General features: G+C 75.0%; 20 protein-coding genes. 9 read left to right on the top strand and 11 right to left on the bottom strand.

What is annotated here, in order from left to right; translation table 11 throughout:
• The 3 genes from ICW40_RS08375 to pdhA form a co-directional block, all read right to left on the bottom strand.
• The coding region (locus ICW40_RS08375) for a biotin/lipoyl-containing protein (protein WP_221653374.1) at positions 1–764 on the bottom strand (764 nt) is incomplete at its 3' end.
• Positions 761–1741, bottom strand: a complete 981-nt coding sequence (locus tag ICW40_RS08370; RefSeq protein WP_221653373.1) for an alpha-ketoacid dehydrogenase subunit beta — start codon at positions 1739–1741, stop codon at positions 761–763. The genes ICW40_RS08375 and ICW40_RS08370, both read right to left, overlap by 4 nt.
• Entirely contained in the window at positions 1738–2838 is a 1101-nt protein-coding gene (gene pdhA / locus ICW40_RS08365; RefSeq protein WP_221653372.1) for a pyruvate dehydrogenase (acetyl-transferring) E1 component subunit alpha, read from the bottom strand. The genes ICW40_RS08370 and pdhA overlap by 4 nt, the downstream gene beginning before the upstream one ends.
• Before the next feature lie 156 nt (positions 2839–2994).
• On the opposite strand from pdhA, the gene ICW40_RS08360 reads away from it, so the two are divergent.
• Complete coding sequence (locus tag ICW40_RS08360) at positions 2995–3450, top strand: Lrp/AsnC family transcriptional regulator (RefSeq protein ID WP_221653371.1); 456 nt, start codon at positions 2995–2997, stop codon at positions 3448–3450.
• A gap of 45 nt (positions 3451–3495) precedes the next feature.
• On the opposite strand, the gene ICW40_RS08355 is transcribed toward ICW40_RS08360, so the two are convergent.
• Positions 3496–3675, bottom strand: coding sequence for a hypothetical protein (locus tag ICW40_RS08355; RefSeq protein WP_221653370.1), 180 nt, complete (start codon positions 3673–3675; stop codon positions 3496–3498).
• Between the two features lie 227 nt (positions 3676–3902).
• Between ICW40_RS08355 and ICW40_RS08350 the strand changes: the two genes are divergently transcribed.
• A complete protein-coding gene (locus tag ICW40_RS08350; RefSeq protein WP_221653369.1) occupies positions 3903–4406 on the top strand; it encodes a Rieske (2Fe-2S) protein in 504 nt (167 codons plus the stop codon).
• On the opposite strand, the gene ICW40_RS08345 is transcribed toward ICW40_RS08350, so the two are convergent.
• A complete protein-coding gene (locus tag ICW40_RS08345; RefSeq protein WP_221653368.1) occupies positions 4378–4848 on the bottom strand; it encodes a hypothetical protein in 471 nt (156 codons plus the stop codon). The two genes, ICW40_RS08350 and ICW40_RS08345, sit on opposite strands and share 29 nt — an antisense overlap.
• A 159-nt stretch (positions 4849–5007) precedes the next feature.
• On the opposite strand from ICW40_RS08345, the gene ICW40_RS08340 reads away from it, so the two are divergent.
• The 3 genes from ICW40_RS08340 (at position 5008) to ICW40_RS08330 (ending at position 7045) form a co-directional block, all read left to right on the top strand.
• Positions 5008–5523, top strand: a complete 516-nt coding sequence (locus ICW40_RS08340; RefSeq protein WP_308121709.1) for a sigma-70 family RNA polymerase sigma factor — start codon at positions 5008–5010, stop codon at positions 5521–5523.
• The gene (locus ICW40_RS08335) at positions 5520–6278 is read left to right on the top strand and encodes an anti-sigma factor family protein (RefSeq protein WP_221653367.1); all 759 of its coding nucleotides are present in this window, start codon (positions 5520–5522) and stop codon (positions 6276–6278) included. Before ICW40_RS08340 ends, ICW40_RS08335 begins: the two co-directional genes overlap by 4 nt.
• A gap of 170 nt (positions 6279–6448) precedes the next feature.
• Positions 6449–7045 (top strand): septum formation family protein, encoded by a 597-nt coding sequence (locus tag ICW40_RS08330; RefSeq protein ID WP_221653366.1) that lies wholly within the window; start codon positions 6449–6451, stop codon positions 7043–7045.
• A gap of 222 nt (positions 7046–7267) precedes the next feature.
• Here ICW40_RS08330 and trmB read toward each other — a convergent pair whose 3' ends face one another.
• Entirely contained in the window at positions 7268–7990 is a 723-nt protein-coding gene (trmB, locus tag ICW40_RS08325) for a tRNA (guanosine(46)-N7)-methyltransferase TrmB (protein WP_221653365.1), read from the bottom strand.
• Between the two features lie 159 nt (positions 7991–8149).
• On the opposite strand from trmB, the gene ICW40_RS08320 reads away from it, so the two are divergent.
• Positions 8150–8635, top strand: coding sequence for a septum formation family protein (locus ICW40_RS08320; RefSeq protein WP_221653364.1), 486 nt, complete (start codon positions 8150–8152; stop codon positions 8633–8635).
• A gap of 55 nt (positions 8636–8690) precedes the next feature.
• Here the strand turns inward: ICW40_RS08320 and ICW40_RS08315 are convergent, their stop codons facing one another.
• Together ICW40_RS08315 and ICW40_RS08310 are read right to left on the bottom strand one after the other, a co-directional pair.
• The gene (locus ICW40_RS08315; protein ID WP_308121708.1) at positions 8691–9710 is read right to left on the bottom strand and encodes an alpha/beta hydrolase; all 1020 of its coding nucleotides are present in this window, start codon (positions 9708–9710) and stop codon (positions 8691–8693) included.
• 86 nt (positions 9711–9796) lie between these two features.
• A complete protein-coding gene (locus tag ICW40_RS08310; protein ID WP_221653362.1) occupies positions 9797–10786 on the bottom strand; it encodes a helix-turn-helix transcriptional regulator in 990 nt (329 codons plus the stop codon).
• Between the two features lie 84 nt (positions 10787–10870).
• On the opposite strand from ICW40_RS08310, the gene ICW40_RS08305 reads away from it, so the two are divergent.
• Positions 10871–11869: an ATP-binding cassette domain-containing protein gene (locus ICW40_RS08305; RefSeq protein ID WP_221653361.1), complete on the top strand. Its 999-nt coding sequence runs from the start codon at positions 10871–10873 to the stop codon at positions 11867–11869.
• The gene (locus tag ICW40_RS08300) at positions 11866–12690 is read left to right on the top strand and encodes an ABC transporter permease (RefSeq protein WP_221653360.1); all 825 of its coding nucleotides are present in this window, start codon (positions 11866–11868) and stop codon (positions 12688–12690) included. The genes ICW40_RS08305 and ICW40_RS08300 overlap by 4 nt, the downstream gene beginning before the upstream one ends.
• Positions 12691–12797: 107 nt before the next feature.
• On the opposite strand, the gene ICW40_RS08295 is transcribed toward ICW40_RS08300, so the two are convergent.
• Positions 12798–13199, bottom strand: coding sequence for a universal stress protein (locus tag ICW40_RS08295; RefSeq protein ID WP_221653359.1), 402 nt, complete (start codon positions 13197–13199; stop codon positions 12798–12800).
• A 245-nt stretch (positions 13200–13444) separates the two neighbouring features.
• On the opposite strand from ICW40_RS08295, the gene clpB reads away from it, so the two are divergent.
• Positions 13445–16093: an ATP-dependent chaperone ClpB gene (gene clpB / locus ICW40_RS08290; RefSeq protein WP_221653358.1), complete on the top strand. Its 2649-nt coding sequence runs from the start codon at positions 13445–13447 to the stop codon at positions 16091–16093.
• Positions 16094–16145: 52 nt separating this feature from the next.
• Here clpB and ICW40_RS08285 read toward each other — a convergent pair whose 3' ends face one another.
• Positions 16146–16718 carry a septum formation family protein gene (locus ICW40_RS08285; RefSeq protein ID WP_221653357.1) on the bottom strand — a complete coding sequence of 191 codons (573 nt, stop codon included), beginning with the start codon at positions 16716–16718 and terminating at the stop codon, positions 16146–16148.
• A complete protein-coding gene (locus ICW40_RS21495; RefSeq protein WP_221653356.1) occupies positions 16715–17560 on the bottom strand; it encodes a DUF4190 domain-containing protein in 846 nt (281 codons plus the stop codon). The genes ICW40_RS08285 and ICW40_RS21495 overlap by 4 nt, the downstream gene beginning before the upstream one ends.
• Positions 17561–17598: the final 38 nt, after the last annotated feature.

Raw genomic sequence — 17598 nt, 5'->3', positions numbered from 1 at the left:
GCCGGAGCCGGAGCCGGAGCCGGAGCCGGAGCGGCGGCCGGGGTGCCGTCCGTCGCCGCGTCGTGCCGTGCGACGGCGGCGGCGGGACGCGTCGCCTGGACCCGCCCGCACTCGGCCTGGCGCGCTGCACGCTCGACATCGCTGCGCGTGATCACGCCGCCCGGGCCGGTCCCGTCGAGCCGGGCGAGGTCGACGTCGTGCGCCTTGGCGAGCGACCGGACGATCGGCGAGGCGACGGCGATCGTCCTCCGCTCCGGGCGTCCCGTGCTGACGCCAGCGCTGCGCGTGCCCGCTCCGCTCGCGCCCACGCGGCTCGCGTCCGCCTCGCGGAGCACCTGGTGCTCGGTGCGCTCGTCGTGCCCGGCGCGAGCCGCCGCACGGCGCAGGGCACGCCGGCCCGCCCCCGCGACCGGAGCGTCGGACGTGCCGTAGCCGATGAGCACGTTGCCCGAGCCGGTGCTCGCCGCCACGGGCTCGGCGGCGCGCTCGACCACGGGCTCGGGCTCGGGCTCGGCCGTCGGCGCGGCCGCAGGGTCGACCGAGACCAACGGCGACCCGACCGCGATGACGTCGCCCGCCTCGCCGTGCAGACGCGCGACCACGCCCGCGTACGGGCACGGGACCTCGACCATCGCCTTGGCCGTCTCGACCTCGGCGACCGGCCCGTCCACCGCGACCGTGTCGCCCACCCGCACGAGCCACCGGACGAGCTCGGCCTCCTCGAGGCCCTCGCCCAGGTCCGGCAGCGTGAAGACCTCGGTCACGACTCGTCCCACTGCAGCTCGTCGACGGTGTCGAGGATGCGGTTCACCGACGGCAGGTGGTGCCGCTCGAGCTTGGGCGGCGGGAACGGGATGTCGAAGCCCGTCACGCGTCGCACGGGCGCGGCGAGGTGGTGGAAGCACTGCTCCGTCACGCGCGCCACGATCTCGGACGCCACGGACGCGAAGCCCTGCGCCTCGGCGACGACGACGGCGCGTCCCGTCGCGCGCACCGCGGCGGTCACGGTCGCGTCGTCGAACGGGACGATCGAGCGGACGTCGACCACCGCGAGGCTGCGGCCCTCGCGCTGCGCCTGCTCGGCCGCGGCGAGCGCGACCGGCACGGCCGGCCCGTAGGCGATGAGCGTGGCGTCGGTGCCCTCGCGGCGCACCACCGCCCGGCCGATCGGCGGCACGTCCGCCGTGACGTCGACCTCCTCCTTCGTGAAGTACTGCTTCTTCGGCTCGAAGAAGATCACCGGGTCGCTCCCGGCGATGGCCGCGCGGAGCAGGCCGTAGGCGTCCTCGTTGGTCGCCGGCGTGACGACCGTGAGCCCGGGGGTGTGGGCGTAGTACGCCTCGGACGAGTCGCAGTGGTGCTCGACCCCGCCGATGCCGCCGCCGTAGGGGATCCGCACGACGACGGGCAGGCGCACCTTGCCGTGCGTGCGGTTGCCGATCTTGGCGAGGTGGCTCGCGACCTGCTCGAACGCGGGGTACGCGAACGCGTCGAACTGCATCTCGACGACCGGGCGCATGCCGTTCATCGCCATCCCGATCGCCATCCCGACGATGCCGGACTCGGCGAGCGGCGTGTCGAAGCACCGGTCCTCGCCGAACTCGGCGGTCAGGCCGTCGGTCACGCGGAAGACGCCGCCCAGCGGGCCGACGTCCTCGCCGAACACGACGACCCGCGGGTCCTCGACCATCGCGTCGCGCAGGGCCGCGTTGAGCGCGCCCACCATCGTCATCTTGGTCATCGGTCCGCTCCCTCCGCGACGAGCTCCTCGCGGAGCAGGTCGCGCTGCGCCCGCAGCTGCGGGGTCATCGCGCTGAACACGTGCTCGAAGAGGTCGTCCGGGTCGGGCGCCGGCCCGTGCGAGACGCCGTCGCGCACGGTCGCCGCGAGCGCCTCGGCCTCGGCCGTGATCGTCGCCTCCTGCGCGTCGTCGAGCGCGCCGCGGGCGCGCAGGTAGGTGCGCAGCCGGGCGATCGGGTCGCGCGGGCGCCACTCCTCGACCTCCGCCTCGGTCCGGTAGCGCGTCGGGTCGTCGGCGTTCGTGTGCGCCTGGACGCGGTACGTGTCGGCCTCCACGAGCACCGGCCGGCCGCCGGCCGCGGCGTGCGCGACCGCCTCGCGCAGCACGGCGTCGAGCGCGGCGACGTCGTTGCCGTCCACGAGGACCGCCGGCACGCCGTAGCCGACGCCCTTGTGCGCGAGCGACGGCGCCGCCGTCTGCCGCGAGAGCGGGACCGAGATCGCGTACTTGTTGTTCTGCACGAGGAAGACGACGGGCGCGCGGAAGACGGCGGCGAAGTTCAGCGCCTCGTGGAAGTCGCCCTCGCTCGTGGCGCCGTCGCCGCACAGGGCCATGGCGACGACGTCCTGACCCTGCAGCCGCCCGGCGTGCGCGACGCCCACCGCGTGCAGGAGCTGCGTGGCGAGCGGCGTCGTCTGCGGCGCGACGTGGTGCTCGAGCGGGTCGTAGGCGCAGTGCCGGTCACCCTTGAGCCACGTGAGGATCTCGACAGGGTCGACCCCGCGCTCCATGACCGCGACCGTGTCGCGATAGGTCGGGAAGAGCCAGTCGCCGGGCCGCAGCGCCGCAGCGGCCGCGACCTGGCACGCCTCCTGGCCGTGCGAGGAGGGGTAGACCGCGAGCCGGCCCTGGCGCGTGAGCGCGCTCGCCTGGTCGTTGATCCGCCGGCCCAGCACCATCGAGCGGTACCGGGCGACGAGGTCGGCGTCGGCGGGGATCGCGTACCGGTCCGACGGGTAGCGGTCCGGCGGCACGGGGGAGCCGTCCGGGTCGATCAGCCGGACAGTGTCCAGGACGGACTCCAGGGACGACGACATCGAGCACCTCCACGCTGAGAGCCTGCTCAGATCATGGCCCGTCGTGACCGATGTGATGTCGCCGAGGGCCGTACTCGTGACACTCGGCCGCCGGGACCGAGGCCCCGGCTACAGTGTGATCTCCGCCACCCCTTGCCGGCGGGCTGGGAGAGACAGATGGACGACGTCGTCCTCGACGAGACGGACCGGCGCATCCTGCACGAGCTGACGGTCGACGGCCGGATCTCCGTGCGGGCGCTCGCGGAGAAGGTGAACGTGTCCCGCGGGCACGCCTACAGCCGGATCGAGCGGTTGCGCGAGGCGGGTGTGCTCGAGGGCTTCACCGCCGTCGTGAACCCGCTGCGCAGCGGGCTCGGGACGTCGGCCTACGTGACGCTGACCGTGCGGCAGAACTCGTGGCGCGACCTCACCGAGCGGCTGCGGCACGTCCCGGAGGTCAAGCACATGGCGCTCGTCGGCGGCAGCGACGCCGACGTCATCCTGCTCGTGCGAACGACGGACAACGAGACGCTGCGGCGCGTGGTGCTCGACGTGCTCCAGGGCATCCCCGGCGTGCTCACGACGCACACGCTGCTGATCTTCGAGGACCTCGCCAACCGCGCGTTCGAGTAGGTCTCCGACGGCGGCGTCGGGGCCGGGCTCCGACGGCGGGCGCGGTCAGGAGACGGCGGCGACCACCGAGCGCACCGCGAGGATCGCGGCCTCGGCGGTCCGGGCCCGGGTCTCGGCCGCACAGCGCTGACGGAGGGCGTCCTCGAGCTGGAGCCGCGTGTCGGCCAGCTGTGCCTCCAGGCGCGCCACGAGGGCGTCGCGCTCGGGGGCGGTCGTCGAGGTCACATTCGCAGTCACACCCTGGTCATCGGGACTTCTGCGAGCGGGTTGAGCACGCAAGAGGGTGATCCGACCCCCGTTCACCCGGACGCACGGCGTGCAGTGGCGCAGGTCACGGCATCGTGGGCGCCCGCCCGTCGCATTCGGCAGGGACCCCGCGACGGACGTGAACCATCCCGGTGCCCGCTGCGTATATCTGGACGACGGAAGCGTGTTCACGAGAGGGGCAGGGCATGACGGAGACGGTCGAGAGGGACGACGTCGTCGCGGCGACGTGCGCGGGAGCCTGCGCACGGCACGGCGGGGCGTCGCGCAGAGCCTTCCTCGCGGGGTCGGTGGCCGCGGCCGGGGCGGTCGCCCTCGTGGCGTGCGCGCCCGGCGGTGGCGACGGCGGTGGGACGCCGACAGGCGACGCGGCCGGTGGCGACGGCGAGGGGTCGGGCTCAGGGGGCCTCGTCGCGCTCGCGGACGTGCCCGTGGGCGGCGCCGTCGTCGCGACCACGAGCGCGGGGGACACGGTCCTCGTGACCCAGCCGACGGAGGGCGAGGTGCGGTGCTTCAGCTCGGTGTGCACGCACCAGGGCTGCGCGGTCGCGCCCGGCGAGGGCGAGCTCAAGTGCCCGTGCCACGCCTCGGCGTTCCACCTGGACACGGGTGAGCCCGTCATGGGCCCGGCCACGCGCCCCCTCGACGCCGTCGCGGTCGAGGTCAGGGACGGGCAGGTCGTGGAGGCGTGAGCCCCGCGGCACGCGTGCGGGCGGGGGAGGCGTCGTCGGCGGACCGGCGGCGCACCCCTCGCTCGGCCACGAGTGCCACCAGGCCGAGGACGACGGCCGCCGACTCGGACACGAGCGACAGCACCGCGGGCGTCCCCCCACCGGCCTCCTGCACGCCGAGGAACCCGACCGTGAGCGCCATGACGTACGCCGCGAGCGTCGCCGCGCCGAACCCGATCGCCGCGAGCACGGGCAGCCAGTGGTCCCAGACCAGGAGCGCGACCGCGACGACGAGTCCGCCCACGAACGTCGCCATGAAGCCCGGCCCGAGGACGGGGTGGGCGCTCAGCCCGAGCGTCCAGAGGTCGAGGTGCACGACGGCCGAGAGCAGCACCGAGGCCGCCGCGAGGCCCCGCGCCGCGTTGCCGATGGTCCGGCGTCCTGCGTACGTCCTGGCGTCCATGCTGGTCTCCTCCGCCGTCGGTCCCGGCCGGCCGCTGCGGCCGCCGGGCTCCACCGCTGTCACCCCTAGGGACGCAGCAGACGGCGCTCTGGTTCACTGGTCTGGCACATCCGTCCCTCCGCAGGTGCCGCGAGAGGCCAGCATGTCGGTGAGCGCGCCGTGACCGTGAGCGCGTCGGACCTCATGATCGCCCTGCACGGGGAGCACGCCAAGGCCCTGTGGGGGTACGTGCTGCGCCTCACCGGTGGCGACCGGGCGCACGCCGAGGACGTCGTGCAGGAGACGCTGCTGCGCGCCTGGCGCTCGCCGCGGGTGCTCGAGGGCTCGAGCGGCGCGACCCGGGCGTGGTTGTTCACCGTGGCGCGCCACCTGGTCATCGACGAGTGGCGCTCGGGGCGGTCACGGCGGGAGGTGCTCGCGGACGAGGTGCCCGAGCCGCGCGAGCCCGACGCGTCGCGCACCGACGAGATGCTCGAGGGCTGGCTCGTGGCCGACGCGCTCGCGCGGCTCTCCGTCGAGCACCGCCAGGTGATCCTGCTCTGCTACTACCGCGGCCGGTCGGTTGCCGAGGCCGCGCGCCAGCTCGGTGTCCCGGAGGGCACCGTCAAGTCCCGGACGCACTACGCGCTGCGCTCGCTGCGGCTCGTGCTTCAGGAGATGGGGGTGACCCGGTGAGCCACGAGCGGTGGGACGCCGACGCCGGCGCGTACGTCGTCGGCGCGCTCGACCGGCGCGAGCGGGACGCGTTCGAGGCCCACCTGCGCACGTGCGCCGAGTGCCGGACCGCGGTCGACGAGGTCGCCGCGATCCCGGCCCTGCTCGACCAGGTGCCGGCCGAGCTCGTGAGCGACGTCGCCGCGGGCGCGGGCCTCGGCCACGAGGCGTTCCGGGTCGACCACGAGCCGCCCGCCTTGCTCCTCGCGGACCTGCTGCGGGTCGCGCGGCGCGAGGAGGCCGTGCGACGTCGTCGGCGCTGGGCCGCGGTCGGGCTGGCGGCGGCGGCCGCCGTCGCCGCGCTGCTCGTCCTGCCGGGGAGCCCGGTACCGGTGCCGTGGCGCACGGTCGAGACCGTGCCGGTCGCGGGGGAGGCGATCGAGCTCAGCCCCGTCGTCGACACGGCCGTGACCGCCACCGTCCGGCTCGACGAGGTCGCCTGGGGGACGCGCATCGACCTGGTCTGCCGGCACGGTGGCGGCTCCGGCTCCGGTTCGGGTGACGGGGACGGGCAGTACGGGGAGCCGGGGCCTGCGCCCTGGTACGCGCTCGTGCTCCGCGACGCCGCCGGCAACACGGAGGAGGTGGCCACGTGGGGCGCGGTCTCCGACCGTGAGGTGACGGTCCCGGCCTCGACCCTCCTGCGGCGCGACGAGATCGTCGAGGTCGAGCTCCGCGCGAGCGACGGCACCGTGCTGCTCGCCGCGACGACCTGACGGGTCGACGGCTGGTCGGCGGCGGACGACGTGCGTGGTCGCTGACGAGGTGACTGCCTGAGGTTCACCCGGCGGACCAGCCGGACGGCTCTGCCGACGGCGCGTGGCCGGTCGGTAGCGTGCGGCCGCCCGGTGCGCCTGCCCGGTCGCGAGCTCGAGCAGGGGTGGTCATGAGTACGGCACGCGTCACGGGAACGCCCGGCGTCACGGGAACGGCCGGCGTCACGCGCGCGGCAGGCGTCACGCGCGCGGCAGGCGCGGCACGCACGCTCGCTGCTGCGGCCGCGCTCGCCCTGGGCCTCAGCGGCTGCGCCGTGCTGGGCGACGTGCTCGCGGGCGAGGCGCCCCAGCCCGTGCGCGACGGCTCGGGCGCGATCGTCGAGGAGGGCGACGTCGACGCGATGAGCCTGCGGGTCGGCGACTGCCTGACGCTCGACTGGGACGCGCCCGAGGACGAGACGGTCGAGGTCTGGACCGTCCACGTGACGCCGTGCGCCAGCCCGCACGACAGCGAGGCGTACGCCGTCAGCCAGATGACCGGGTCGGAGTTCCCTGGCGAGAAGCGGGCCATGGCCGAGGCCGACGACTTCTGCTACGGCGAGTTCAGCAGGTTCGTCGGCACCGCGTACGAGGACTCCCAGCTCGGCTTCACCTACCTCTACCCGACCGCCGAGTCGTGGGACCAGCTCCGGGACCGCGAGCTGCTGTGCATCGTCAGCGACCCCGCAGGCGGCGTCGTCGGCTCCCTCATGAAGTCCCAGCGCTAGCCGACCACCCGCGCGCCGCCCTCACCTCCGGCTGACCCCGCCTCCGCGGCGCCACCAGGCGCGGCACCCCGTCCGCCCGCCCGGTCCAGATGTTCGCGTTCGAGCTCGTGGGCGTTGCGGCACGGAACTGACGCCGGTATCTGCACGGATGCTCGCGGGAGCCGCCGCGACCGCCGCAGGGCTGGCCGGCGGACGGGGCGCGAGGGCTCGGGGGCGCTGGGGTCAGCGGGTGGTGCGGCGGACGACGACGTCGCGCACCTCGTGACCGAGGTCGAGCCCGCGCTGCTCGAAGTGCGTCACGGGGCGGTGCGCCGGCCGTGGCGCGAAGCCGCCGTAGGGGTTCTCGAGCCCCGGGTCCGCGCCCAGCACCTCGAGCATGACCTCGGCGTACGGGAGCCAGTCGGTCGCGCAGTGCAGCACGCCGCCGGGGACGAGGCGCGAGCGCAGGAGCGCGACGTGCTCGGGCGCGATGATCCGCCGCTTGTGGTGCCGTGCCTTCGGCCACGGGTCGGGGAAGAAGACGTGCACGGCGTCCAGGGACGCCTCGGGGACGCAGCGGCGCAGCAGCTCGAGCGCGTCGCCGTGCGCGACCCGCACGTTGCCGATGCCGGCCGCCTCGAGCCGGAGCAGCAGGTTGGCGATGCCCGGCAGGTGCGCCTCGACCGCGAGGTAGTCGCGCCCCGGGTCCGCCGCCGCCATCGCGGCGACGGCCTCACCCATGCCCGAGCCGATCTCGACGACGAGCGGCGCGTCGCGGCCGAACAGGGCGCGCCGGTCCAGCGCGCCGTCGCGCGAGGCGGCGTCGTGCACGGAGAGACCCAGCTCCGGCCACAGCCGCTCGAGCGCGTCCCGGCGGGCCGGACCGAGCGGCGCGCGGCGCGGGTGGAAGGTGCGCAGCGGCCCGTGCGGCGTCGGGGCGCCGAAGGAGAAGCCGGGCTCGGGCATGGGGTCTCGCAGCTGCGGGCGGGGAACGGGGTCGCCCGCACGGTACCCGTCGCAGGTTTCACCCGTCCGCACACGCGGTGGTGCGCGCACGGGGCGTTCGTTGATCGGTAGGCTCCGCCCGCCAGGCGCACGGGTGCCTGTCGACACCGAGGGGAACCCATGCGCATCACACGTACGTCCGCCGCTGCCGTCACGCTCGTAGCGGCCGCACTGACCCTGTCCGCCTGCGGCCCCGAGGCCGCCGTGCGCGACGAGGAGACCGGCGAGATCACCGAGGCCAGCGACGCCGACGTCTTCAGCATCGCCGTCGGCGACTGCATGATCTCGGCCGAGCTCGGCAACGAGATCGAGACGGTCCCGACCGTCCCGTGCTCCGAGCCGCACGACACCGAGATCTACGCCTCCACGACCATGGACGACGGCGAGTGGCCGGGCGACGAGGCGATCACGGCCGCGGCCGACGAGTTCTGCTACACCGAGTTCGAGTCGTTCATCGGGATGTCCTACGACGAGTCGGAGATCTACTTCCAGTCGATCGGCCCCTCGGAGATGAGCTGGTCCGAGCTCGAGGACCGCGAGATCCTCTGCCTCGCGGTCGACGAGGCCGGTGGCCTCACGAGCACCCTCGAGGGCGCGAACCGCTGACGCAGCACCCTGCATCCCCGACCCCGGCCGCCTGTGGTGGCCGGGGTCGGTGCGTTCACGCCTCCGGCAGCCGCTCGCGCAGGAAGGTCCGGATCGCGTCGAGGTACGTCCGGCGGGCCGGCTCGGCGGACAGCGCGAGGTCGTGGATGCCCCCGGGCACCTGGACCACCGTGACGTCCGGGCCGAGCCGCGGCGCACGCTCGAGGATGTGCTCGACGGCGAGCACGCTGTCCGTGCGGTCCAGCGCGTCGTGCAGCCGGTCGGCCGGGCCGGTCGCGTCGCTCGTGCAGACCAGCACCGGGACGTCCACCGCGAGCCCGCGGGCGACGGCGTGGTGCGCGCGCCGGACGCTCCGGATCCAGCCGGCGCGGACGCCGAACCCTCGGTGCGGCTTCAGGGTCAGGTCGTAGTCCCACGCGCCGCCCGAGTCCCGGTGGAGGCCCTCGCCGTAGTGGTGGCTGACCTGCCCGACGACGACGCGCGGCGCGACCCCGCCGATCACGTCGACCGCGCGGGTCGTCAGAACCCGGTCGACCCAGCCCCGGTTGAGGTCGAACCACGGGCTGTTGAGCACGAGCGCGTCGACGACGCCACTGCCCCGGCGGGCGTGCGCCCACAGGCTCAGGATCAGACCGCCCGTCGAGTGCCCGTGGCCGACGACGACCGTGTGGCCCGCGTCGCGCAGCAGCCGCACGGCCAGCTCGAGCTCCTCCGCGTGCGTGGCGAGCTCGGTCGTGTAGTTGGGGATCTGGTGCGGCAGCAGCGACCGTCCGTACGCACGCAGGTCGAGCGCGTAGAAGCTGTAGCCCATCTCCTCCCACGCCTCGCCGAGGTGCCGCTGGAAGAAGTAGTCCACGTACCCGTGCACGTACAGCACCGCGCGGCGGTGCCGCGGGCTCCGGCGGCGGACCAGCGTGGCGACGCCCTCGCCCTGCTCGTCGGGGCGGAGCGGCAGGGTCAGCGCCTCCCAGTCCTCGCCGAGCACGTCGGGGCGCCAGTCGCCGGGCACGTCGCGCGGCGCCGCGCCGTCGCCGGGTCGGCGGTCGGGGCCGGGCTCGGTCGCAGGAAGGGTCACGGTGCTCCTGTCGGGGCGTCGGTCGCGCGGGGCCGCGCGTCGGTCGCGTGGGCGCCCGACCATCCTGGCGCGGTGGGCCGGGCGCGTCACGCGCCGGTCGGGTGAGGCGCGCGGTCGCCGTCGGGCCCTGCCGCGCGCGCGTAGCGGTCGGCCAGCTCGCGCGTGGCGTCGCGCAGCTCGGCGGGACCGACGACGTCGACGTCGCAGCCGAACAGCCCGAGCCACGCCGCCAGCCCCTGCCAGGACCACGAGCCCGCGACGACGCGGCAGCGGTCCGCCGCGAGCGGCTCGACGACGGCCTGCCCGCCCGCCCACCGGGTGATGCTCGCGGCGTCCGCGTGCAGCACCGCCTCGCCGGTGCACGGCCATCGCGTCGCCGTGAAGCGCTCCGCGATCCAGGCGGCGACGTCGTCGGCCGGCAGCGGACGCGGCGTGAACCGCGGGCCGGTCGGCGTCCGCGGCGTCATCCGGTCGACGCGGAACGTGCGCCAGTCCGCGCGCTCGAGGTCCCACCCGACCAGGTACCAGCGGGCGCCCCACGTGACCAGGTGGTGGGGCTCCACCCGCCGAGGCGGCCGGTCCGCCTCGCCGCCGCCGGTCGACTCGTAGTCGAACCGGAGCACCTCGCGGGAGCGCACCGCCGCCCCCACGGCGAGCAGGCGCTCGGCGTCGACGGCGATGCGGCGGGGACGCGACACCGCCGTGACCTGGAGCGCATCCACCCGCGCTCGCAGCCGCGCCGGCATGACCTGGCGCACCGTGGTCAGCGCCCGGAGCGCGGCGTCGTCGAGCCCGTCGACCCCCGTCGCCGCGGTCTGCAGCGCGACCGTGACCGCGACCGCCTGCTCGTCGTCGAAGAGCAGCGGTGGCATCGACGTGCCGGCCTCGAGCCGGTAGCCGCCGTCCGGCCCCTTCGTCGCGAGCACGGGGTAGCCGAGCTCGCGCAGGCGGTCGACGTCCCGGCGCACCGTCCGGTCGCTGACGCCGAGCCGGTCCGCGAGCGTGCCGCCCGGCCAGTCGCGACGCGACTGGAGCAGCGAGAGCAGCGAGAGGAGGCGTGCCGACGGCGAGCTCATGCCCGCGATTCTGCTCCAGGTAGCGGACAGGATCTGGCCGCTACCCGGCGGAGAGTGGAGGTGTCCCGAAACGAAGGAGCAGACATGATCCGGACCCGCGGGCTCACCAAGGACTTCACGGTGTGCCGCACGCAGACCGTCCACGCGGTCCGCGGCATCGACCTCGACGTCGCACCCGGCGAGCTCGTGGCCGTGCTCGGCCCCAACGGCGCCGGCAAGACGACCACCATGCGCATGCTGACGAGCCTCATCCGGCCCACGGCGGGCACGGCCGAGGTCGCCGGCTTCGACGTCGTGCGGCAGCCGGCGCAGGTGCGCCGGCACATCGGCTACGTCGGCCAGGGCAACGGCGCGGGCCACCAGCAGCGCGCCGCCGACGAGCTGACGACCCAGGGCGTGATCTACGGCCTCGACCGGCGTGCCGCACGGCGCCGGACGGGTGAGCTGCTCGAGGCGCTCGACCTCACCGACCTCTCGAGCCGCAAGGTCTCGGACCTCTCGGGCGGTCAGCGGCGCCGGCTCGACGTCGCGCTCGGGCTCGTCCACGCGCCCCGGCTGCTTTTCCTGGACGAGCCGTCGACCGGGCTGGATCCGCACAACCGCGCGAACCTGTGGGAGCACATCGTGCGGCTGCGCCGCGAGCACGCCATGACGCTCGTCCTGACCACGCACTACCTCGACGAGGCGGACACGATGGCCGAGCGCGTCGTCGTCGTCGACCACGGCCGGGTCATCGCGGACGACACGCCGCGCGCCCTCAAGCGCGACCTGGCGGGGGACCGCGTCACCGTGCAGGCCGCGGCGTCCGCCGAGGCGCCGCGCCTCGCGACGCTCGTCGCGGCCCTCCCGGGTGCGCGCGAGGTGCACGTCGACGGCGCGACCGTCACGGCGCGCGTGGCCGACGGCGACGCGGCCGTCGTCGAGCTGGTGCGTGGGGCCGACCGCGCCGCGGTCGACGTCGTCGGTGCGCGCTCGACCAGCCCGACGCTCGACGACGTCTTCCTGGCCCTCACGGGCCGCAGCCTCCGCGAAGGACCCGAGACCCACGACGGCGACCGCGCCGCCGGGAAGGACGCAGCATGAGCACCACGCACGCCCCGATCGCCGCCCGGACCGTCGACCTCGGGACGCCCGACGTCCGGCGCAGCTGGGCCCGTGACGTCGGGCTCGTCATGGCCCGCGAGCTGCGGCCGGTCGTCCGCGAGCCGTTCGGCCTCGTGTTCGGGCTGGTCCAGCCGCTGGTCTTCCTGGGCCTGTTCGGTCCGCTGCTCGTGGGCTCGACGGGCGGCTCCGACGCCATCGGGCCGGACGTCTGGCAGTGGTTCGTGCCCGCGATCCTGGTCATGACGACCCTCTTCGGGACGTCGACGACCGGGTCCAACCTCCAGTTCGAGATGCAGACCGGCGCGCACGAGCGGCTCCTGGTGACACCCCTGGCACGGTCGGCGCAGCTCGTCGGGCGCTCGCTCAAGGAGATGGCACCCGTCGTCGCGCAGTCGCTGCTCGTGATCGCGGTCATGCTGCCGTTCGGGTTCTCCGTCGACCCCGTCGGCGGTCCACTCGGCCTGCTGCTGCTCGCGCTGCTCGGCGTCGGGCTCGGGTCGCTCAGCTACGCGCTCGCGATCGCCGTCCGCAAGCAGGAGTGGATGTTCTGGATGGTCCAGCAGACGGTGCTGTTCCCGGCGATGATCCTGTCCGGGATGCTGCTGCCGATCGACGCCGGCCCGCGCTGGATGCAGGTCGCGGCGAGCCTCAACCCGGTCGCGTACGTGGTCGACGCGGAGCGCGCGCTGTTCGCCGGGGACCTCGGCACGACGGCGCTGCAGGGCTTCGTGGCCGCGCTCGCCACGGCCGCCGTCGGCCTCGCGGTCGGGATCCGCACCATCGTCCGCAGCACGGACTGACCCACCCGTCCGCCCGCACACCGGAGCGTTCCCGTGGTGACACGCCCGCGTGTCCCACGGGAACGCTCCAGTCTGCGTCTGCGTCCGCGTCTGTGGGGAGTGAGCGGTCAGGCCGGCTTCTTGGCCTTGACCGCCAGGACCGGGCACGGGGCGTCGAGCAGGATCGACTGGGAGCGGCTGCCGAGGAGCAGCTTGCCGACGGGGCTGCGGGAGCGCAGACCGATCACGACGAGCTCGGCGTCGAGCTCGCCCGCGAGGTCGACGATCTCCTCGGCGACGTCCTTGCCGCGGACGAGCTGGCGGAGCGTGTACGGCACGCCCGACTCGTCGAGCCGGCCTCGAGCGGCCGTCATCTCGTGGTCGCTCGCGAAGGTGGCCGACGACGGGTCGCTCGTCGGGGAGACGTTGACGACCATCAGCTCGGAGCCGTGGGCGGAGGCCTCGGCGATCGCGTGGGTCAGGGCGGCGTCGCCCTCGGGCGTGGGCGTCCAGCCGACGATGATCGGCACGGGTGCCTCCTCTCGGGGTCGCGGCCGGTTCCCGGCCGACCCCCATCCTGCCGGGAGGGGCACGGCGTGGCGAGGGACGTGAGGCCCAGGACGGCGAGGCCGCGTCCCGGACGGGGAGTGCCCGGGACCGCCTCGCCAGGCGGTCGCGGATCAGAGTTGAGCGGAATAGACTCAAGTCTGGTCGCGTTGAACCCGCTGAGGGTCGACGGACCCACCGGCAGGACAGGACGAAGGGCACGACACCGATGGACCAGAAGTTCACGACCAAGTCGCAGGAGGCTCTCGCTGCGGCGATCCAGGCTGCGTCGGCGGCCGGGAACCCCCAGCTCGAGCCGGTGCACCTCCTCGAGGCGCTCCTCGCCCAGCCGGGCGGGGTCGCGACCGCGCTGCTCGACGCCGTCGGCGTCGACCGTGCGGCGCTCGCGCAGCGCGTCGGCGCCCTGAGGGCCACGCTCCCCTCCGCCTCGGGCGGGACGGTGTCCCAGCCGTCGCCGTCGCGCGCGATGTCCGCGGTGATCACGGCGTCGGGCCAGGAGGCGACCGCGCTCGGCGACGAGTACGTCTCGGCCGAGCACCTGCTCCTCGGGATCGCCGCCGGGCAGTCCCCGGCCGCACAGGCCCTGCACTCCGCGGGCGCGACGCGCGACGCGCTCGCGGCCGCGCTGCCCACGGTCCGCGGCTCCGCCCGCGTGACGACGCCGGACCCCGAGGGCACCTACAAGGCGCTCGAGAAGTACGGCGTCGACCTCACGGCCTCCGCGCGCGAGGGCCGGCTCGACCCGGTGATCGGCCGCGACGCCGAGATCCGCCGCGTCGTCCAGGTGCTCTCGCGGCGCACCAAGAACAACCCCGTCCTCATCGGCGAGCCGGGCGTCGGCAAGACCGCCGTGGTCGAGGGCCTCGCCCAGCGCATGGTCGCGGGCGACGTGCCGGAGTCCCTGCGCGGCAAGCGCCTCATCGCGCTCGACCTCGCTTCGATGGTCGCGGGCGCGAAGTACCGCGGCGAGTTCGAGGAGCGCCTCAAGGCGGTGCTGGAGGAGATCAAGGCGTCCGACGGCGAGGTCGTCACCTTCATCGACGAGCTGCACACCGTCGTCGGCGCGGGCGCGTCGGAAGGGTCGATGGACGCGGGCAACATGCTCAAGCCCATGCTCGCGCGCGGTGAGCTGCGCATGGTCGGTGCGACGACGCTCGACGAGTTCCGCGAGCGGATCGAGAAGGACCCGGCGCTCGAGCGGCGGTTCCAGCAGGTCTTCGTCGGCGAGCCGTCGGTCGAGGACACCGTCGCGATCCTGCGCGGGCTCAAGGAGCGCTACGAGGCCCACCACAAGGTCGGCATCGCCGACGCCGCGCTCGTCGCGGCCGCCACGCTCGCCGACCGCTACATCCCCGCGCGCCAGCTCCCCGACAAGGCGATCGACCTGGTCGACGAGGCCGCGTCGCGCCTGCGGATGGAGCTCGACTCCTCGCCGGTCGAGATCGACGCGCTCCGTCGCGCCGTCGACCGCCTCACCATGGAGGAGTCGTACCTCGCCGAGGCCGCGGACGGCGACGAGACGGCGGACCCCGGCTCGCGCGACCGGCTCGAGAAGCTGCGCGCCGAGCTCGCCGACCGGCGCGAGGAGCTCGCTGCGCTCACCGCGCGCTGGGAGCGCGAGAAGGCCGGCCAGAACCGGGTCGGCGAGCTGCGCGTTCGCCTCGACGAGCTCAAGGTCGCGGCCGAGCGGTCGCAGCGCGAGGGCGACCTCGCGACGGCCTCGCGCCTGCTCTACGGCGAGATCCCGGCGGTCGAGAAGGAGATCGCCGAGGCGGAGGTGGCCGAGCAGAACCGCCCCGCGGGCGAGGGTCCGGCCGAGGCGCCGATGATCGCCGAGAAGGTCGGCACCGACGAGATCGCCGAGGTCGTGTCCGCCTGGACGGGCATCCCGACCGGGCGCCTGCTCGAGGGGGAGACCGCGAAGCTGCTGCGGATGGAGGACGTGCTGGGCGAGCGCCTCATCGGCCAGCGGAAGGCCGTCGCGGCCGTGTCGGACGCGGTCCGGCGCTCGCGCGCGGGCATCGCCGACCCGGACCGGCCGACGGGCTCCTTCCTCTTCCTGGGACCCACGGGCGTGGGCAAGACGGAGCTCGCCAAGGCGCTCGCCGACTTCCTCTTCGACGACGAGCGGGCGATGGTCCGCATCGACATGTCGGAGTACGGCGAGAAGCACTCGGTCGCGCGTCTCGTCGGCGCACCTCCCGGCTACGTCGGGTACGAGGAGGGCGGTCAGCTCACCGAGGCCGTGCGCCGTCGGCCCTACTCGGTCGTGCTCCTCGACGAGGTCGAGAAGGCGCACCCCGAGGTGTTCGACATCCTGCTGCAGGTGCTCGACGACGGGCGGCTCACCGACGGTCAGGGCCGCACGGTCGACTTCCGCAACGTGATCCTGGTCCTGACGTCCAACCTCGGGTCGCAGTTCCTCGTCGACCCGCTGCTGGACGCGGGCGCCAAGCGCGAGGCCGTCATGAGCGCCGTCCGGTCGGCCTTCAAGCCCGAGTTCCTCAACCGGCTCGACGACGTCGTGCTCTTCGACGCGCTGTCGCTCGAGGAGCTGGGCAGCATCGTCGACCTGCAGATCGCGCGGCTCGCCGAGCGGCTCGCGGACCGGCGGCTCACGCTCGAGGTCACGCCCGCCGCGCGCGAGTGGCTCGCGCTCGAGGGCTTCGACCCGGCCTACGGCGCGCGTCCGCTGCGACGCCTCGTGCAGCGCGAGATCGGCGACCGCCTCGCGCGGATGCTGCTCGCGGGCGAGGTGCACGACGGCGGCACGGTGACGGTCGACCGCGACGACTCCGGCCTCGACGTGCAGCCGGGTGCCGAGCAGCGCAGCGGGCTGGTGCTCACGGCCGCGTGACCGTCGCATCCCGCGACCTCCGGACCCCGTCCGGGGCGGAGTGGGGGGCGGGTCAGTCGACCGTGACGTCGTCCGCCGTCGTGAAGGAGCCGCGCGCCGTGCCCTCGTCCAGGGCGGCGAGGCACAGGCCGCGGCGGTCGCCCTGGCCCCAGCTCGACTCCGACGGCGTCCAGACGACGGGGCGGAAGCCGAGCTCGGCCTGACGCGTGTCCATCTCGCACGCCGCGACGGCGTCGGCCTCGACGGCGTCGCGGCCCGGCCACGCGTCCGCCCGGAACGTGTGCACGCCGACCACCTCGGCCGCGTGCGGGTCCGCGCACGGCACGAGGTCGACGCTCGCGACGTCGCCGTCGCCCGGGAGCGTCGCGAGGCAGTGGCCGACGTCGAGCCGGCGGCTGTGCGTCGTCGTGGGCTCCTCGACGGCGCCGAGCGTGCGCGTCTGCATGCTGAGCCGCAGCGTGACGAGGCCCCAGGTGAGCAGGCCGAGCACGAGCAGCGCGATCGCGACGACGGCGACCCACCGACCCCGGCGGCTGCGCCGCGGGGGCTCGGGCGCCGCGGGCGCGGACCAGCCGGGGGCGTAGTAGGGCTCCTGCGGGTAGTACCCGCCCGTCCCGGTGCTCATCGGAGGAACCCCTGCGGGTCGGCTGCGAGGCCGATGAGGAACAGCAGCGTGATGATCGTCCCGATCGAGCCCGTGACGATCCCCGCGATCGCCAGACCGCGCCCGCGCGTGCCCCGGTCACGCGTGCGCAGCATGCCGACGATGCCGAGGCCGAGCGCCACCGGCCCCACCACGACGCCGAAGCACGTCAGCAGGCCGCCCGCCCCGACCATGAGGGACGCGATCGACATCCCGTCGTACGGCGGCGGGGGCGCAGCCCACCCGTACGGGGGCGTGCCGTAGGGCGTGGGGCCCGCGTACCCCGAGGGCGGCGGGTAGGTGCCCGGCGCTCCGGGGTAGGGGCCAGGAGCGCCCGGGTACGGGCTGGGAGCGCCGGGGTACGGCGCCCCGGGCGCCGGGTACGGACCGGCTGCGCCGGGGTACGGGCCGGGTCCACCGGGGTGCGGGCCGGGTCCACCGGGGTGCGGGCCGGGTCCACCGGGGTACGGGCCGGCCGCTCCCGGGTACGGGCCGGGCGCACCGGGGTACGGACCCGGCGCCCCGGGAGCCGGTCGCACCCACGGCGCGGGCGGCTCCTCGGGCTGGGCGCCGAAGCCCTCGGCGGGGTAGGTCGCGGCGAGGTACCCCGAGCGGTGCGCGTGGGTGTGCGGGTGCTCCTGCTCGTGCGGCGACCCGGCCACCGGCTCGTCCACCGGACCCGAGCCGGGTGGGGGCGGGCTCGTCGGCCACAGCTCGGCCAGCCGCGGTGCGGGTGCGGGCCCCGGTGCCGGTGCGGGCCCCGACGGCTGCGGCTCGTCCGGTGCCGGGTCCGGCTGCGGCTGGGAGGACGGTGGAACACTCACGGCGTCGAACCTACTGGCCTGCGGGACCGGTCGCGCGC

This window comes from Actinotalea ferrariae, assembly GCF_019733465.1.
In the GTDB taxonomy this organism is placed as follows: Bacteria; Actinomycetota; Actinomycetes; order Actinomycetales; family Cellulomonadaceae; genus Actinotalea; species Actinotalea ferrariae_A.
Note: the sequence above shows the minus strand (reverse complement) of the source record. Positions and strands in the feature narration are given on the sequence as shown.

Bases quoted from the DNA above. Each gene is read 5' to 3' on its own strand.
- ICW40_RS08370 (WP_221653373.1), bottom strand. From the start codon at position 1,741: ATGACCAAGATGACGATGGTGGGCGCGCTCAACGCGGCCCTGCGCGAC.
- pdhA (WP_221653372.1), bottom strand. From the start codon at position 2,838: ATGTCGTCGTCCCTGGAGTCCGTCCTGGACACTGTCCGGCTGATCGAC.
- ICW40_RS08360 (WP_221653371.1), top strand. From the start codon at position 2,995: ATGGACGACGTCGTCCTCGACGAGACGGACCGGCGCATCCTGCACGAG.
- ICW40_RS08350 (WP_221653369.1), top strand. From the start codon at position 3,903: ATGACGGAGACGGTCGAGAGGGACGACGTCGTCGCGGCGACGTGCGCG.
- ICW40_RS08345 (WP_221653368.1), bottom strand. From the start codon at position 4,848: ATGGACGCCAGGACGTACGCAGGACGCCGGACCATCGGCAACGCGGCG.
- ICW40_RS08330 (WP_221653366.1), top strand. From the start codon at position 6,449: ATGAGTACGGCACGCGTCACGGGAACGCCCGGCGTCACGGGAACGGCC.
- trmB (WP_221653365.1), bottom strand. From the start codon at position 7,990: ATGCCCGAGCCCGGCTTCTCCTTCGGCGCCCCGACGCCGCACGGGCCG.
- ICW40_RS08320 (WP_221653364.1), top strand. From the start codon at position 8,150: ATGCGCATCACACGTACGTCCGCCGCTGCCGTCACGCTCGTAGCGGCC.
- ICW40_RS08310 (WP_221653362.1), bottom strand. From the start codon at position 10,786: ATGAGCTCGCCGTCGGCACGCCTCCTCTCGCTGCTCTCGCTGCTCCAG.
- ICW40_RS08305 (WP_221653361.1), top strand. From the start codon at position 10,871: ATGATCCGGACCCGCGGGCTCACCAAGGACTTCACGGTGTGCCGCACG.
- ICW40_RS08300 (WP_221653360.1), top strand. From the start codon at position 11,866: ATGAGCACCACGCACGCCCCGATCGCCGCCCGGACCGTCGACCTCGGG.
- clpB (WP_221653358.1), top strand. From the start codon at position 13,445: ATGGACCAGAAGTTCACGACCAAGTCGCAGGAGGCTCTCGCTGCGGCG.
- ICW40_RS08285 (WP_221653357.1), bottom strand. From the start codon at position 16,718: ATGAGCACCGGGACGGGCGGGTACTACCCGCAGGAGCCCTACTACGCC.